At 62.1% G+C, this 16,401-nt stretch carries 12 protein-coding genes; 7 read left to right on the top strand and 5 right to left on the bottom strand.

From position 1 onward, the window contains the following. The 6 genes from K3181_RS05800 to K3181_RS05825 are packed head-to-tail and all read left to right on the top strand — an operon-like array spanning window position 1 to window position 9,500. Window positions 1–1,497: an efflux RND transporter periplasmic adaptor subunit gene (locus tag K3181_RS05800; RefSeq protein ID WP_221602836.1), complete on the top strand. Its 1,497-nt coding sequence runs from the start codon at window positions 1–3 to the stop codon at window positions 1,495–1,497. After that, a complete protein-coding gene (locus K3181_RS05805; RefSeq protein WP_221601652.1) occupies window positions 1,494–4,661 on the top strand; it encodes an efflux RND transporter permease subunit in 3,168 nt (1,055 codons plus the stop codon). Before K3181_RS05800 ends, K3181_RS05805 begins: the two co-directional genes overlap by 4 nt. Then, window positions 4,640–5,026 carry a copper-binding protein gene (locus K3181_RS05810; RefSeq protein ID WP_228222244.1) on the top strand — a complete coding sequence of 129 codons (387 nt, stop codon included), beginning with the start codon at window positions 4,640–4,642 and terminating at the stop codon, window positions 5,024–5,026. Before K3181_RS05805 ends, K3181_RS05810 begins: the two co-directional genes overlap by 22 nt. A 31-nt stretch (window positions 5,027–5,057) precedes the next feature. Next, the gene (locus K3181_RS05815; protein ID WP_345725450.1) at window positions 5,058–6,626 is read left to right on the top strand and encodes a multicopper oxidase family protein; all 1,569 of its coding nucleotides are present in this window, start codon (window positions 5,058–5,060) and stop codon (window positions 6,624–6,626) included. Between the two features lie 13 nt (window positions 6,627–6,639). Next, window positions 6,640–8,979 (top strand): heavy metal translocating P-type ATPase, encoded by a 2,340-nt coding sequence (locus K3181_RS05820; RefSeq protein ID WP_086491589.1) that lies wholly within the window; start codon window positions 6,640–6,642, stop codon window positions 8,977–8,979. Window positions 8,980–9,008: 29 nt separating this feature from the next. Then, window positions 9,009–9,500 (top strand): hypothetical protein, encoded by a 492-nt coding sequence (locus tag K3181_RS05825; protein ID WP_230279358.1) that lies wholly within the window; start codon window positions 9,009–9,011, stop codon window positions 9,498–9,500. A 17-nt stretch (window positions 9,501–9,517) separates the two neighbouring features. Here K3181_RS05825 and K3181_RS05830 read toward each other — a convergent pair whose 3' ends face one another. After that, the gene (locus K3181_RS05830) at window positions 9,518–11,470 is read right to left on the bottom strand and encodes a cytochrome c/FTR1 family iron permease (protein WP_221601654.1); all 1,953 of its coding nucleotides are present in this window, start codon (window positions 11,468–11,470) and stop codon (window positions 9,518–9,520) included. A gap of 96 nt (window positions 11,471–11,566) precedes the next feature. After that, complete coding sequence (locus tag K3181_RS05835) at window positions 11,567–12,184, bottom strand: cation efflux transmembrane domain-containing protein (RefSeq protein ID WP_010240550.1); 618 nt, start codon at window positions 12,182–12,184, stop codon at window positions 11,567–11,569. Between the two features lie 75 nt (window positions 12,185–12,259). Here K3181_RS05835 and K3181_RS05840 point away from each other — a divergent pair, with 75 nt between their 5' ends. Next, on the top strand, window positions 12,260–12,658 hold the full coding sequence (locus tag K3181_RS05840; RefSeq protein ID WP_060703638.1) for a MerR family transcriptional regulator: 399 nt from the start codon (window positions 12,260–12,262) through the stop codon (window positions 12,656–12,658). 137 nt (window positions 12,659–12,795) lie between these two features. Here K3181_RS05840 and K3181_RS05845 read toward each other — a convergent pair whose 3' ends face one another. The 3 genes from K3181_RS05845 to K3181_RS05855 form a co-directional block, all read right to left on the bottom strand. Further along, on the bottom strand, window positions 12,796–14,190 hold the full coding sequence (locus tag K3181_RS05845; protein ID WP_221601656.1) for an aldehyde dehydrogenase family protein: 1,395 nt from the start codon (window positions 14,188–14,190) through the stop codon (window positions 12,796–12,798). Beyond that, a complete protein-coding gene (locus tag K3181_RS05850; protein ID WP_221601658.1) occupies window positions 14,187–15,827 on the bottom strand; it encodes an acetolactate synthase large subunit in 1,641 nt (546 codons plus the stop codon). The genes K3181_RS05845 and K3181_RS05850 overlap by 4 nt, the downstream gene beginning before the upstream one ends. Window positions 15,828–15,918: 91 nt before the next feature. Beyond that, window positions 15,919–16,398 (bottom strand): cation transporter dimerization domain-containing protein, encoded by a 480-nt coding sequence (locus tag K3181_RS05855; protein ID WP_230782970.1) that lies wholly within the window; start codon window positions 16,396–16,398, stop codon window positions 15,919–15,921. Window positions 16,399–16,401 lie beyond the last annotated feature (3 nt).

Raw genomic sequence — 16,401 nt, forward strand, 5'->3', positions numbered from 1 at the left:
ATGGGAGCCGCGTGGGACAGGCTGTCGCCGCGCCAGAAATCCTGGATGATGGCAGGCACGGTCGCGCTCATCAGTCTTGCCGCCGGCTATGGTCTCTCGCAGCTCGGCGAAGGCCAGGGTGTTGCAAGCGACGCGGGCGGCAGTGCGACCGAATGCGAGGAGGTCCTTTACTGGTACGACCCGATGGTGCCGGGGCAGCACTTCGACGAGCCGGGCAATTCGCCCTTCATGGATATGCAGCTGGTGCCCAAGTGCGCGGGCGAGGAGGCCACTGCAGGCGTCAGGATAGATCCCGGCCTGGTGCAGAATTTCGGCATCCGCACCACTGAAGCCGAGTACGGCGTCCTCGAGCCGGAAATAACCGTCACAGGCGTTCTGGCCTACAATGAACGCGACGTCGCGATCGTCCAGCCACGTGCCGGAGGCTATGTACAAAGAACCTACGGCCGCGCGCCCGACGATGTCGTTGGACGGGGCGCGCCGCTCGCGGATATCCTGGTTCCCGAATGGGGCGGAGCGCAGCAGGAGTATCTGGCCGTCCTGAACAGCGGTGATGAAGAACTTGCGCAGGCCATGCGCGAACGCATGCGCCTTTTGGGCATGCCTCCAGGCCTGATCTCATCGGTAGGGCGCAATGGACGTCCGCAGTCCACGATCACCGTTACCGCGCCGATTGGAGGTGCCATCACATCGCTCGGCGTGCGTCCGGGAATGACAGTCATGGCCGGACAGACGCTCGCCGAGATAACCGGTTTCTCACCGATCTGGCTCGAAGCCGCGGTGCCTGAAAGGCAGGCGGCGACTGTCCGCGTCGGGCAACCTGTCAGCGCGACGCTGACCGCATTCCCCGAGGAACGCTTCTCCGGGCCCATCATCGCTATCCTGCCGAGCGCGCAGGATGCAAGCCGTACGATCACCGTTCGTGCGCAACTGCCCAATGCATCCGGGCGCCTCAAGCCGGGCATGTTCGCACAGGTCTCGCTGACCCCGGACACACGCCGCGCGCTGCTGGTACCGTCCGAAGCGGTTATCAGGACCGGACGTCGAACCATCGTGATGGTGAAGCAGGACGAGGGCGGTTTCATGCCCGCCGAGGTCCGGATCGGCCGCGAAGCGGGTGGAAGGACCGAAGTGCTGGCCGGTCTGTCGGCCGGCGACCAGGTCGTGACATCGGGTCAGTTCCTGCTCGATTCCGAAGCAAGCCTCACCGGACTGGACGTCCGTCCGATAGATCAGGCAGATGACGCTTCCACCGGCGGCGAGGACGCACCAGCGACCTTCGGTGCCACCGGCACGATCCAGTCGATCGCCAATGGTTCGGTGACGCTGCGGCATGGTCCTGTGCCCCGGCTCGATTGGCCCGCGATGACCATGACCTTCCGCACGAAGAGCTCGGCGCAAATGCGCGGGCTCGAGACGGGAGACAGGGTGCGCTTCACCTTCACCCAGCAGGATGCCGGCCCCCGGATCGAGTCTATCACGAGGGCCGGACAATGATTGCTCGGATAATCGATGCCTCGATCGCCAACCGCCTGTTTATCGTTCTCGCCGCCGTCGCGGTAACGCTGGCCGGTTTCTGGGCGGTGCGCACGACGCCGGTCGACGCGTTGCCCGATCTGTCCGATGTGCAGGTTGTGGTCCGGTCAAACTATCCGGGTCAGGCCCCCCGGATCGTCGAGGAACAGGTCACCTATCCCCTGGCAACGACCATGCTCTCGGTGCCGGGGGCGAAAACCGTCCGTGGCTATTCGATGTTCGGTGACAGCTATGTCTATATCATCTTCGAGGACGGTACCGACCTCTACTGGGCACGCTCGCGCGTGCTCGAATATCTCAACCAGGTGCAGAACCGCCTGCCCGATGGCGTCACGAGCACGCTTGGGCCCGATGCAACCGGTGTGGGGTGGATCTACGAATATGCGCTCGTCGACCGGACCGGCGGGCACGACCTTGCCGGACTGCGCAGCCTGCAGGACTGGTTCCTGCGCTACGAGCTCAAGACGACTCCCGGCATTGCCGAGGTCGCCAGCGTCGGCGGAATGGTCAAGCAATACCAGGTCGTGCTGGAACCTTACCGGATGGCATCGCTCGGCGTGACTCACGCCGAGATCGTGAGCGCAATCCAGGCCGCCAACCAGGAAGCGGGCGGCTCGATCGTCGAGATGGGCGAAGCCGAATATATGGTGCGTGCCTCGGGCTATCTCGGCGACCTCGACGATTTCAGGGCGATCCCGCTGCGCGCGGTGAGCGGCGGCGTTCCGGTCACGCTGGGCGACGTAGCGACGATCCAGGTCGGCCCCGAACTGCGCCGAGGCATCGCCGAGCTCAATGGCGAAGGCGAGGTTGCCGGCGGCATCATCGTCCTGCGCCAGGGTGCGGATGCAAGAAGCGCAATACAGGCCGTCGAACAGAAACTCGACGACTTGCAGGCAAGCCTTCCCGAAGGCGTCGAGATCGTCACGACCTACGATCGCTCTCAGCTCATCGATGCGTCTATAGAGAACCTCACCACGAAGCTCATCGAAGAGTTTATCGTCGTGGCGCTCGTATGCGCGCTGTTCCTCTGGCACGCGCGTTCGGCACTTGTCGCCATCATCACCCTGCCTTTGGGCGTGCTCGCGGCCTTCATCGTGATGCGCATCCAGGGCGTCAATGCCAACATCATGTCGCTGGGTGGAATAGCCATCGCGGTCGGTGCGATGGTCGATGCCGCCGTCGTCATGATCGAGAACGCGCACAAGCATCTCGAGCGATGGGAACACGAGAATCCCGATACCGTGCTCGCGGTGAAGGAACGCTGGCGGATCATCGCCGATGCATCGAAGGAAGTGGGACCGGCGCTGTTCTTCAGTCTGCTGATCATTACGCTGTCGTTCCTACCGGTCTTCACCCTGCAGGCGCAGGAAGGGCGGTTGTTCGCTCCGCTCGCTTTCACCAAGACCTATGCCATGGCGGCCGCGGCCATTCTGTCGGTAACGCTGGTGCCGGTAATGATGGGATGGCTGATCCGTGGGAAGATCCCTTCGGAGGATTCCAATTTTCTCAACCGCTGGCTGACGAAAATCTATCGTCCGGGGCTCGACTGGGTCATGCGGCGCCCAAAGGCAACGCTGGTGATCGCGGCGCTGATCTTCCTGACCACCGCGATCCCCTTCACCCGGCTTGGCGGCGAGTTCCTCCCGCCGCTCGATGAAGGCGATTTGCTTTATATGCCGAGCGCGCTGCCCGGCCTCTCCCCCGGCGAGGCTTCGGCGCTGCTGCAGCGCACCGATCGCCTGATCAAGTCGGTCCCCGAGGTGGAAACGGTGTTCGGCAAGGCGGGGCGCGCCGATACAGCGACGGATCCGGCTCCCCTGACGATGTTCGAAACGACGATCCGCTTCAAGCCGCGCGAAGAATGGCGCGAGGGAATGACGCCCGATCTGCTGGTCGATGAACTCGACCGGGTCGTCCAGGTGCCGGGCCTCGCCAATGTCTGGGTGCCGCCGATCCGCAACCGGATCGACATGCTCGCGACCGGAATCAAGAGCCCGATCGGGGTCAAGGTGTCAGGCGACGATCTCGATCAACTGGAACGCGTTGCACTCGATGTGGAGCGTATCGCCAAGACCGTGCCTGGCGTGAGTTCCGCGCTGGCCGAGCGGCTGTCGGGCGGTCGCTATGTCGATGTCGATATCGACCGGATGGCGGCCGCGCGATACGGACTCAACATTGCCGACATCCAGCAGATCGTCTCTGGTGCAGTTGGCGGTGCCAATGTCGCACGGACCGTTGAGGGGCTGGCGCGCTATCCGATCAATGTGCGCTATCCCCGCGAAATCAGGGACAGCGTCGAGGAACTCAGGGCCTTGCCGGTTCTGACGCCGTCCGGCCAACAGATCACGCTTGGCACTGTCGCCCGTATCGCCGTCAGCGACGGTCCGCCGATGCTCAAGAGCGAACAGGGCCGACTGACCAGCTACATCTATGTCGATGTCCGGGGCCGCGATCTTACTTCGGTGGTCGCCGATCTTCAGGAGGCCGTCGCCGCGGGCGTCGATCTGCCTGCCGGCGTCAGTCTGTCCTATGCGGGCCAATTCGAATATCTGACGCGCGCATATGAGCGACTAAAGATCGTGGTTCCCGCGACGCTCGCGATCATCTTCCTGTTGCTTTATCTCATTTTCCGACGCTGGGACGAAGCCTTGCTGATCATGGGCACGCTGCCCTTTGCGCTGACGGGCGGATACTGGTTGCTCTATCTGATGGGCTACAACCAGTCGGTGGCGACTGCGGTAGGCTTCATCGCGCTCGCCGGCGTCTCCGCCGAATTCGGCGTCGTGATGCTGATCTACCTGAAAGCCGCACTGGAACGGCGACAAGCTGACCTGAGCGCCGAAGAAGTGGACGAGGCCATCCGGGAGGGCGCGCTCCTGCGCGTGCGGCCCAAGGCGATGACCGTCGCAGTCATCCTTGCCGGTCTCTTTCCGATCCTGATCGGCACCGGCGCGGGCTCGGAAGTCATGAGCCGCATCGCCGCGCCGATGGTCGGCGGCATGATTACCGCGCCGCTCCTGTCCATGTTCCTGCTTCCCGCCGCTTATCTGTTGTTGCGGCGCCCCCGTCCGGAAAAATCGGCCAACCCTCAAGGAGAAGAAGAATGCGTACCCCAACCTACATGATCCTGCTCGCGGCACCGCTGGCGCTTGCAGCCTGCGACGCTGCAGACGACAGCTCAGAGACCATGATGTCTGACGACATGGCGAACTCGGACAGCATGCCCATGTCAGGCGAAATGCCGATGGCGGAAGAGACCGGCGGCGAGCAGAGCGCCAGCGCGGAGGGAACGGTAACAGCCATCGATTCCGAGGCGGGCACCGTGACCATCGAGCATGGTCCGGTCGAAAGTATCGGATGGCCCGCGATGACCATGGCCTTCGAAGCCGACGAACCAATCCTCGAACAGGTCAGTGTCGGTGAGGGGATAGCCTTTGAATTTCGTACTGGAACCGAAGGCAGCGTCGTTACCTCGGTAACGCCGCGATAGGACGGTGGGTGGGAGGCGCTCGGTTGCGCCGGTGCCTCCCACGCGAAAACAGGTGAATATGCCAGGTATCGACAGGCCCAACTTTCAGGATCGCCGCGACTTCATGAAAAGCGCCGGCCTCGCGGCGACGGGTTTCGCGGCGCTGCCGCTGCTGGGTTGCGACACGCAAGGCAAGATGTCGCTCGATCGATCAGGCGCAAGCAGTCCCCTTGCTATTCCTCCGCTACAAGCAGGAACGATCGAACGGGGCGAGCGTGTCTTTCGCCTATCCCTGACACCGGGCGAGAAAGAATTCGTGCCCGGCACTCCGTCTCCGACGATCGGTATCGACGCATCCTATCTCGGCCCGACCCTCGAAATGCGCCGCGGCGAACAGGTTCGCTTTCACATCGACAACAAGCTTGCCGAAGATGCGACCGTCCACTGGCATGGTTTCGAACTTCCCGCCACAGCGGATGGCGGGCCGCACCAGCTCATACGGCCCGGTGAGCGCTGGAGCCCGTCATTCGAACTACGCCAGCGCGCTTCGTTATACTGGTATCATTCGCATCTGCATCGCCGGGCCGGACCACAGGTCTATGCCGGACTTGCTGCCCCGATCTACGTGCGCGACGAGGAAGAGGATCGCCTCGATCTGCCGAGCCGGTACGGTGTGGATGACATACCGCTCATCGTGCAGGATCGCGTGATCGACAGCTCGGGCCGCCTCGTTTACCGGCTCAACATGCACTCGCGGATGATGGGGGTGATAGGTGAGCGCATCTATGTGAACGGAACGGCCAATGCCGTTTTCGACGGCGCCGCCGGCCCGCTGCGCCTGCGGCTTCTCAATGGATCGAATGCGCGGTTCTACACCTTCTCGCTCGAAGGTGATCGTCCGATGCAACTCATCGCAAGCGATGGCGGCCTGCTTGCCGCACCCCGCGAGATTCGCAGTCTTACCCTTGCCCCAGGCGAACGCGCACAAGTGATCGTCGACCTTTCCGAAGGGCGCCCGCTGCGCCTGAATGCCAGCAGTCCTGATAACGCCATGGGCATGATGGCCGGAGAAGGCGGGGGTATGATGGACGGCGGAATGATGGGAAACCGGACCGGTCGCGAGAGGCAGGGCCGCACCTTTTCGATCCTCGATATGCGTCCCTCCGGATCATCGACTCCAGTGATGCTCCCGCCCACCCTGGCCGCGCTAGCCGCGCCAGACCCCTCGCTCGCCGTTCGCAGCCGCCGTTTCGTACTCGATATGGGCATGATGGGTCGGGGCATGGCGATCAACGGCGAGACCATGGACATGGATGTCATCAATCAGCGCGTACCGGTGGGTCAGTGGGAAATATGGGAAATCGCCAACGCATCGATGATGGCCCATCCCTTTCATATTCATAACGTGCAGTTCCGCTTGCTCGACCGGGACGGTCGGCCTCCGCAGGCGGAAGAGGCGGGCTTCAAGGACACCGTTATCGTCAAGCCACGTGAACAGGTCAGGCTGCTGTTGCGGTTCGAAGAGAATACCGATCCCGACAATCCCTACATGTATCACTGTCATATCCTCGAGCACGAGGACGCAGGCATGATGGGGCAATTCGTGGTCACGGCCAATTAGGGGAGAACGACAGATGAGCGATGGGCACAATGCAATCGAGGGTACGGCGACCGACCCCGTTTGCGGAATGAGCGTGAAGATGGACGGCGCCCGCTTCATCGATCGACACGAGGGTGGCGACCATTACTTCTGCTCCTCGCGCTGCCTCGACAAGTTCCGCGCGGATCCGGAGATGTATCTTTCGAAGGCGCACCTCGATGCTGTCGAGGATGTCCCGGAAGGTACGATATACACCTGTCCGATGCATCCGGAGATCCGGCAGCCGGGGCCGGGCTCCTGCCCGATATGCGGGATGGCCCTCGAACCCGAAACGGTCACCTTGAACGAGGGCCCCGATCCCGAACTCGTCGACATGCGGCGAAGGTTCTGGTGGAGCGCGCTCTTCACCCTGCCGCTCTTCGCCTATGCGATGGGCGACATGATCCCGTCGCGACCGTTCGATCAGGTCATCGAACCCGCTTTCGCGCAGTGGCTGCAGCTTCTGCTGGCCACTCCGGTGGTGCTTTGGGGCGGCTGGCCCTTCTTCACCCGCGCGCTGCAATCAGTCCGAACCATGAACCTCAACATGTTCACCCTGATCGGCTTCGGCGTTGCCATCGCTTATCTGTTCAGCCTTGTGGCAACCCTCGCCCCGGACATCTTCCCCGAGGCTTTCCGCGATCATGCGGGCCGGGTCGGCGTCTATTACGAGGCCGCAGCGGTTATCACGACCCTCGTGCTGCTCGGGCAGGTGCTCGAGCTCAAGGCGCGCGGATCGACATCGAGCGCCTTGCGAGCGCTTCTCGAACTCGCGCCCCCGACCGCGATGAAGATCTTCGGTCGCGGCGATGAGCGCGAAGTACCGCTCGATGAATTGACGTCGGGGGACCTGCTGCGCGTGCGTCCGGGCGACAAGGTCCCCGTCGATGGTACGCTCGAGGATGGAAGCAGCGCCATCGACGAGTCCATGATCAGCGGCGAGCCCATTCCCGTCAAGAAAAGCGCTGGCGATCCCGTGATCGGAGGCACTGTCAACCAGACCGGCAGCTTCACCATGCGCGCGACGCAGGTCGGCGCGGACACCATGCTCTCGAAGATCGTGCAGATGGTGGCGGAGGCGCAGCGCAGCCGGGCACCGATCCAGCGGCTCGCCGACCAAGTCACCGGATGGTTCGTGCCCATCGTCGTCCTTGTCGCTATCGTGAGTTTTGTCGTCTGGGCCATCTGGGGACCGGCACCGGCCCTTGCCTACGCGCTCGTCAACGCGGTCGCCGTTCTGATCATCGCCTGTCCCTGCGCGCTCGGACTGGCGACGCCAATGTCGATCATGACCGGCACCGGCAAGGGAGCCCAGCACGGCATCCTGATCAAGAACGCCGAAGCGCTCGAAACGCTGGAAAAGATCGATACGCTGGTTGTCGACAAGACCGGCACACTGACCCGGGGCAAGCCCGATCTTGTCGACGTAAAACCGCAGTCAGATTTCGACGAGCAGGAGTTGCTGAGCCTTGTCGCTGCCGTTGAGAGAGGAAGCGAGCATCCGCTCGCCCACGCGATCGTGGAAGGGGCTCAAAACAGGGGCGCTGCCATTCTCGACGCTTCCGATATCGAGTCCGTGACCGGCGAAGGCATCCAGGCAAATGTCGACAAGCGCAGGGTCGCGATCGGGAATGAAAAGATGATGGAGCGTATAGGGGCGCTCGAAGAAGGCTGGCGGTCAACGGCGGACGAAGGCCGAAGCCTCGGACAGACGGTGATGTTCGTGGCCGTGGACGGGGCACCGGCAGGCCTTATCGCTGTCGCCGATCCGATCAAGGAAACCAGCCGCACCGCTATTGCCGCGCTGCATGAGCGCGGCATCAAGATCGTGATGCTTACCGGCGACAGCGAAGCCACCGCGCGTGCGGTAGCAAGCCAGGTCGGTATCGACGAAGTCGAAGCGAATGTCTCGCCCGAGGACAAACATCGCAAGATCGAGCAGTTGAAGAGCGAGGGTCGCCGGGTCGCTATGGCCGGCGACGGCATAAACGACGCACCCGCGCTTGCCGCTTCGCATGTCGGCATCGCGATGGGAACGGGTACCGATGTCGCGATCGAAAGCGCGGGCGTGACATTGGTGCGCGGCGACCTCGTCGGCGTTGTTCAGGCGCTCGTCCTGTCTCGGGCCACTATGCGCAACATCAGGCAGAACCTGTTCTTTGCCTTTGCGTATAATGCGCTCGGCATACCGGTCGCAGCAGGTGTCCTCTATCCATGGACCGGGTTGCTTTTGAACCCGATGATCGCGGCCGCAGCGATGAGCCTGTCTTCGGTATCGGTGATCGGCAACGCCCTGCGCCTGCGCGGCCTCGCTCTTCCCAAATTCGATACCTGAGCGATGGGGACGGGACGGAGATCGCAGGAGTGACGAATCAGACGATGCAGGATCAGGACCAAATCTCTGAGGAATCGCGCGAATGGCGCGGTGCTCATCCAGCCCTCTGGATCGCGATATTCGGAATTCTTATCGCATTCGCCTGGGAGATGCTTCAGCTTCCTTTCTACCAGTCGGGAGGTCTGTCGCCTGCCGAGGCAGCACGTCGCTGCGGCCTGGCCTCGTTCGGCGATGCCGGGATCATGGTGGCCGCTTATCTCGGCGCCTCTGTCGGCAGTGGTAAAACGCCGTGGCTCGTAGACTGGCCGATCTCGCGTTTGGTCGTGTTCCTGGGAATCGGCCTGGCCATTACTGCCATGGTCGAAGTGCTGGCTGTCGGTGCCGACTGGGGGTGGTCCTATAGTGCAATCATGCCGCTTGTGCCCGGGACCAAAATCGGCCTGGTACCGATCGTGATGTGGGTCGCGGTTCCCACCGCCACCTTGTGGCTCGCGCGCCGTCTCGGCACCGGACCCCGCTGATCGCAAACCGGGATCTCCTATCCCTCGACAGCTGCCGGCTGCGGTCCCGATGGTGATCGACTTACCCGAAATCCGGCAATCAGGGCCAGCAGCGTGAGCAATTGCGCGCCGATCGTCTCGACAGTCGGGAAGAAGCCGAGTTCGGCGAGGCGCGGCAAGCCGGCGATGAAAGTGGCGGAAAGAACTCCGGCCTCCTGGAAAGCGCCCACGCCCTTGCCCGCGAGAATGACCGCAAGGATCGCAATCAGGATAGCACTGTAGCGGAAGAACTGGGTGATCGGCAGTTTGCGGCTGTAGCGCAGCATGGCCCAAGCAATGAGCGCCAGCAGCGCTACTGCCGACAAGGCACCTGCCAGTATGATGCCGCTGCTCTGCGGGTTCCACAGGGCAGCGTAGAACAGGATAGTCTCGAAAGCTTCGCGGTAGACCACGACAAAGGCGAGCCCGAAGAGAAACCATGCCGATCCGCGCGAAAGCGCCTTGCCCATTTTTTCCTGGATATAGCGCCGCCACTCCTCGGCCTGGGATTTGCCGTGCATCCAGATCCCGACCGATACGAGAATGACAGCCGCAAGCAGCGCGCCGATCCCTTCGGTCATCTCGCGGCTCGCCCCGCTGATGCTTACGAAGTAGGTTGCTACGACCCAGGTGGCGACACCTGCGAAAAGAGCAGCGATCCAGCCACCATGGATATAGGGCAATACCTCGGAGCGCTGCGACTTTTTCACAAAGGCGATCATGGCGATCACAACCAGAAGTGCTTCGATCCCCTCGCGCAGCAGGATGGTGAACGCCCCGAGAAAGGTCGAGATTTCGCTGGCGGCCTCAGGAGCCAACGCTCCCTCGGCTCTGGCCAGCAGACTATCGATGCGAGCCCTTAGTTGCTGTAGTTCGGATGGATCCGCACCGGACTCTATTCCGGCCCGAAATTGCCCGAGCGCCTGTTCTACCTCGCGCATCAAACCGCCATCGCGCGTTGCAAGGAGGGCCTCCAGGGGTTCGAACCCGTCGAGATAGGCAGACAGGGCAAGCTGCCGCGCTTCCTCTCGGTTGCCAGCCCGATAAGCTGACAGGCTGCGATCGAGCGTATCGCGAACGAAGGCGAGCGAACCTGCGTCATTTGCCTGTCCCACCGCATCGGGATTGGCGCGAAGATAGGCAATGACGGCGAGCGCACGGTCCTCGCCGATCTGCTCGGCCAGACTTTCCGGTGTGAGCGCGGCGAGCGTCTCGAGATCGGGGACAAGCTGGCGTATGCCATCATCTTCCCGCCAAATACGCTCGCCCTTGGCCACATCTTCAAAAGCAATGCTGCCGGCATGGAATGCAAGCGCCCAGCGATCCTCGTCGGACAGCGATGCGAAGCTGGCCATGGACGTTCCTTCCAGCCCTTGCGTGATGACCTGGTAAAGCCCGAACGCACTGCGCTGCCGCGCCCGGTCGATATCGGTGAAGTCGATCGGCGGGGGATCAAGTGCCTGCATTGCGGCAGGTGGCGCACTTCCGGCGGCGCCGTGACACGAGGCGCAGTTCTGCGCGAAGAGAGTGCGGGCGCGGTCAAGGTCGGGCGCTTGCGAAGGGGCAAGCGGAACCGGGTAGGCTGTCAGCAACGAGGCTGCCAGCGCGCGCGCTAAGCGCCCAACTCGCTCGGCGGGTTCCTTATTGGCGATCAGAGCTCGCAGCTGGTCCGATCGGCGGATGAGCGCTTGATTGTCTTTAGTATCCGGCAATGCAGCGATCTGCCGCGCCACGACATCGGAAAACTCCACCATTTCGCGATATTCGAATTCGTCGGCAACACTTCCCTCGGAAACGGCGGAGGCGTAGTCGACCGCGATATAATCGAGCAGACGCCAGGTGGTTCGCACGTCGGGTTCTTCCGCGTTCGCGGTGACGGACAGACACAGCGCAAGCGCCAGCAGAATGAGCCGCAGTGCCGGATGGACGGTGGCGGAGACGATGCGATGCATGAGGGGTCTCTATATCTGTTGCAATTAATTCGCAATAGCAGGGTGTAGACGGAAATGTATTTCCTCCAACCCCCGATCGCGGGGATATTCTGGAGTTTAGGTAGAGCGCAGTTCGCCACGGGCCTGTTTGGAGACTTCGGCACTTCCCCACACCGCCAGTCCTGCCATGATGCTCGCCACAACCAGATCGGGCCACGCACGGCCGGTGCCGAAAACGCCAATCGCTGCCGCCAGCACGGCGATATTACCGATCGCGTCGTTGCGCGAACAGATCCACACCGAGCGCATGTTCGCGTCGCCCGAGCGATACCGGAACAGCATCGCGGCGACGGCGAGATTTACCGCCAGAGCAAGAGAACCGATGGCGCCCATCGTTCCCGGGTCGGGCGACGCCCCGACAAAGAAACCCCAGATGGCCGAGCCGAGCACCCACAGGCCGAAAGCCAGCATGGTCGCTGCCTTTACGAGAGCCGCACGCGCGCGCCAGACGAGCGCCATCCCCGCTACACCGAGACTGATAGCATAGTTTGCCGCATCACCGAGAAAGTCGAGCGCGTCGGCCTGCAAGGCGCGCGAATCCGCAGCAATGCCTGCCACGATCTCCACGCCGAACATGATTGCATTAAGGCCCAGTGCGATCCACAGAATGCGCCGCCATGTCGGATCGTTGTTGTTTGCACCGGCCTCATCGGGGCCGCAGCAGGTCTTTCCCATTTACTCGACTCCTTGCGTCGATCCGCCCTATGCACCTTGTAGTAACTACAAGGTCAAGCGGCAGGAGCCTTTGTCATGAGAATTGGTCAACTTGCCCGGATAACCGGCGTCAAATCCGAAACAATCCGCTTCTACGAGCGTGAGGGTATCCTCGCTGCCCCTCCACGCACGCGGGCCAATTATCGCGATTATGGACCAGCAGAGGAAGCGCGCCTTAACTTCATACGGCGCGCGCGTGATCTCGGCTTCTCCATGGCACGCATCAGGGAATTGCTCGATCTCTCCGATGATGCCGACCGGTCCTGCGCGGGCATCGACGCTCTGGCCAGAAGCCATCTCGGCGAGGTCGAGCGCAAGATCGCGAGCCTGGAGGCGTTGCGGACGGAACTTGGGCGTATGATCGCTGCCTGCGAGCAAGACACTGTAGGCGATTGCCGCATCATCGATGCACTTGCGGGTACCGCCGAGCCTTGATGTCCGCGCCTCGTGCGCCAGTTCGGTCAGGCTCGCCAATGCACGGCTTTTGTCGGCCGCCCATAAGAGACTTAACTTCGGGAAAGGCCGACGAGTGCGAAGCTGCCCGTGTCGCCATCCCGGGTCTGTCGAACGGGCTATGATGCCGCCGCAGGCCAGTTCCAGACGGCCATTTTTTCAATGCTCATATCCGCCATAGTGTAGGGGATCCCGCCGACGCCAAGCCCGGAGCGGCGCAGCCCTGCAAAAGGCATCCAGTCGACGCGGAATGCCGTATGGTCGTTCACCATCACAGCCGATCCCGCCAGAGACTGTATGCAATGATTGGCGATTGACAGCCGATCGGTGAATATAGCGGCCTGAAAGGCGTAAGGCAGGGCATTGGCCTGCTCGATAGCCAGGTCGATATCGTCATAGCCATACACGCAGATCACGGGGCCGAAGATTTCTTCCTGGGATACCTTGGCACTTTCGGGAGGATCGACAATGACGGTCGGGGAGAAAAGAGTGTCACTCAGGCGGCTTCCCCCGCAGACCAGGGTGCCGCCTGCTGCAATGGCTTCATCGACCCAGCGTTCGACGCGGTCGACTTCCTCCGTTCGGATCAGGGGTCCGCATTGGGTTTCGGCATCGGCGGGATCGCCCACGACCAGCTTTTCGGCAGATCGCCCTAGGTCATTGGCGAAGTCTTTCAATTCTGCAGCAGGGACGAATACGCGCTGCACGGAAACGCAGACCTGACCCGAATGATAGAACCCGCCTTTGAGCAACGAGGCGATCACTGCTGCGCGCTCCACGCCGCTGTCCACGATTACCGGCGCCGCGCCGCCGTGCTCGAGAGCAATGCGGGTTCCGGGCGCCAGCTTCGAGCGAAGCATCCAGCCGATTTTCGCAGAACCGATGAATGAGAAGAACGCCGTGCGCGGATCGGTTGCCATCCTTTCGGCGACATCGTCGCTGCACGGAGCGAACCGGCACCAGGCCTCGGGCAGGCCGACTTCATGGAGAATGTTCACGAAGCTCTGGCATGACAGAGGCGTTTCCAGCGCAGGCTTGATGAGAACGGGGCACCCGGCTGCTACCGCCGGTCCAACCTGATGGACGATCAGGTTGAGGGGGTGATTGAATGCCGAGATCGCCACGACAGGACCGATCGGCTCGCGGAAGGTATATGCCGTCCTTCCCGCACCCGCTTCTGTCAGGTCCATGGGGATCTCGTGACCGCCGCCATCGCTGAGCGCCTGAACGCATAAGTCGACGCTGTTGATCGCGCGACCGGCTTCCACGCGCGCATCGACCAGCGGTTTGCCGCCCTCCCTGACGATCTGGAGAGCCAGATCCTCGGCTCGTTCGCGCATGATATCCGCAGCCCGCCGGAGGATGGCGACACGCTCGTGCACGGCAAGCCAGCCATGGCGGTCGCGGTGGAGCAACTGCGCTTCATTCAGCCATTCATCGATTTGAGGCCAGTCGATTAGCGGCACTTCTGCAACCGGCTCGCGGTCGAACGGATTGTGAACGATCGTCTTCATAGCTCACACACCTTTGCGCCGAGTTCATCAATCAGCACCTTCTTGTTTTCGGAATAGTCGACGGGCAGATCGACGAGATGCACGCCGCCAGCCTCGAATGCGTCGTTCAGGACCGCCACAAGATCTGCGCTCCGTTCGACCCGGTGACCGGTCGCTCCATAGCTTTGTGCGTAGGTGACGAAGTCGGGATTGGAAAAGGTCAGGCCGTAGTCCGGAAAGCCGAGCTGGTCCTGCTTCCAGCGGATCATGCCGTATGCCGCATCGTTCAGGACGAGTACGACGAGGTTCAGGCCCAGCCTGACGGCCGTTTCCAGTTCCTGCGAGTTCATCATGAACCCGCCATCGCCGCATACCGCGAGCACTCTGCGCCCCGGCGACAGCATCGCCGCCATCATGGCCGATGGAAGGCCTGCGCCCATCGTCGCCAATGCATTGTCGAGCAGGATGGTGCCAGGCTCGTGGGCGATGTAGTTTCTGGCGAACCAGATCTTGTAGATGCCGTTGTCGAGCGCAACGATATCATCGCGCGCCATTACGCTGCGTACGTCGGCAACCACGCGCTGGGGGACCATTGGAAAACGTTCGTCGTCGCTGGTCTCGGAGATGTGCGATGCAATCTCGTGATGCAGGGCGGTATAATAGCTGCGGTCGCACTGCAGCTTGCCATCCAGGCGGTTTCCCAGCCGCTCGACCGATCCGGCGATGTCGCCGATGACCTCGAGCTGCGGGAAGTAGACCTGATCGACTTCGGCTGCCTTGTAATTGATATGGATGACGGTCTGCCCGCCCGGCTCCATGAAGAAGGGCGGCTTCTCCACCACGTCGTGACCGATATTGACGATCAGATCGGCCTTTTCGATTGCGCAGTGAACATAATCGCCCGACGATAGCGCCGCGGTGCCCAGATAGAGCTCGCTATCTTCATCGACCACGCCCTTGCCCATCTGGGTGTCGAAGAATGGAAAGCCGGTATCAGACACGAATTTGCGCAACGCTTTCGAAGCGCGGCGGCGGTTCGCTCCGGCACCGATCAGGAGCAATGGCCGCTCAGCCGCGATGATGCGCTCGGCCGCTTCGTCGAGCGCAGCATCTCCGGCGACCGCATAACGCCTGTAATGCGGAGGTATGACCGGTTCGATCGTTTCCTCTTCAGCGATATCTTCCGGCAGCTCGAGCAGTACAGCGCCCGGCCTTTCTTCCTGCGCCAGACGGAAACCTTCGCGAACGAGCGAGGGAATGCGATTGCCGTTCACGATCTGGGTCGAAGCCTTGCAGAGCGGCGTAAACAGGGAAACGACGTCGACAATCTGGAACTGGGCCTGTTTCGATGTCTTGATCGGTTTCTGCCCAGTAATAATGACGAGCGGAAAGGCCCCGAGCGCGGCATAGGCCGCCGGTGTGGTCAGGTTCGTGGCACCAGGCCCGAGCGTTGCCAGGCACACACCTGCCTTGCCGGTCAGGCGGCCATAGGTCGCCGCCATGAAGCCAGCGCCCTGTTCGTGACGGGCCAGAACCAGCGTGATGGCGGAAGTTCGCAGCGATTCCAGGAGATCCAGGTTCTCTTCGCCTGGAACGGCGAAAACATATTCGACGCCCTCGGCCTCGAGCGCGGCGACCATAAGATCGGAAGCTTTCATTCGTCGGTCCTCTTTTACGAGTTGCAGGGCGGTTCATGCCGTGCGCTACCAAACTGCTTGCTTGCAGCGGCCGACCTGATCGCCGCGCTTGTCAATGGTCGTGATCATGGTCTTGGCATTGGTTCTTTTCGACCTGATGGCCCGGGACCATAACCGGATCACAGTTGGCAGCGAGGCAGGCTTCGAACGTTGCATGGGTGATGGCGTGCCGCGTCTCGAGCATACCGCGAGCCCACGCCTTCACATCCTCGAAAGCCTGCAACGAAGATTCGGCAGGAACGACATGCGCCTCAAGCGCGCGATAATGCTCGCTGATGCTCCAGACTTGGACGTGATGGACGTCGGCCACGCCTTCTGCGTCACGCAGGTCGCTCACAATGCGATCGAACTCGCTTTCGTCCGGCACCGCGCCCATCAAGAGACGCACCGTGCGAGGCAACAAAGTAACGCCCTGCCAGATCACAAAGTCACCAATGACCACCGTGATGGTCAGATCGGCGATATAAAGTTCGTATCGCAGAATGAGCACGCCAGCCACGATCACACCGGCCGAAGCCAGCGCATCGGACACATT

This window comes from Qipengyuania mesophila (genome assembly GCF_019711655.1).
Classification (GTDB): Bacteria; Pseudomonadota; Alphaproteobacteria; order Sphingomonadales; family Sphingomonadaceae; genus Qipengyuania; species Qipengyuania mesophila.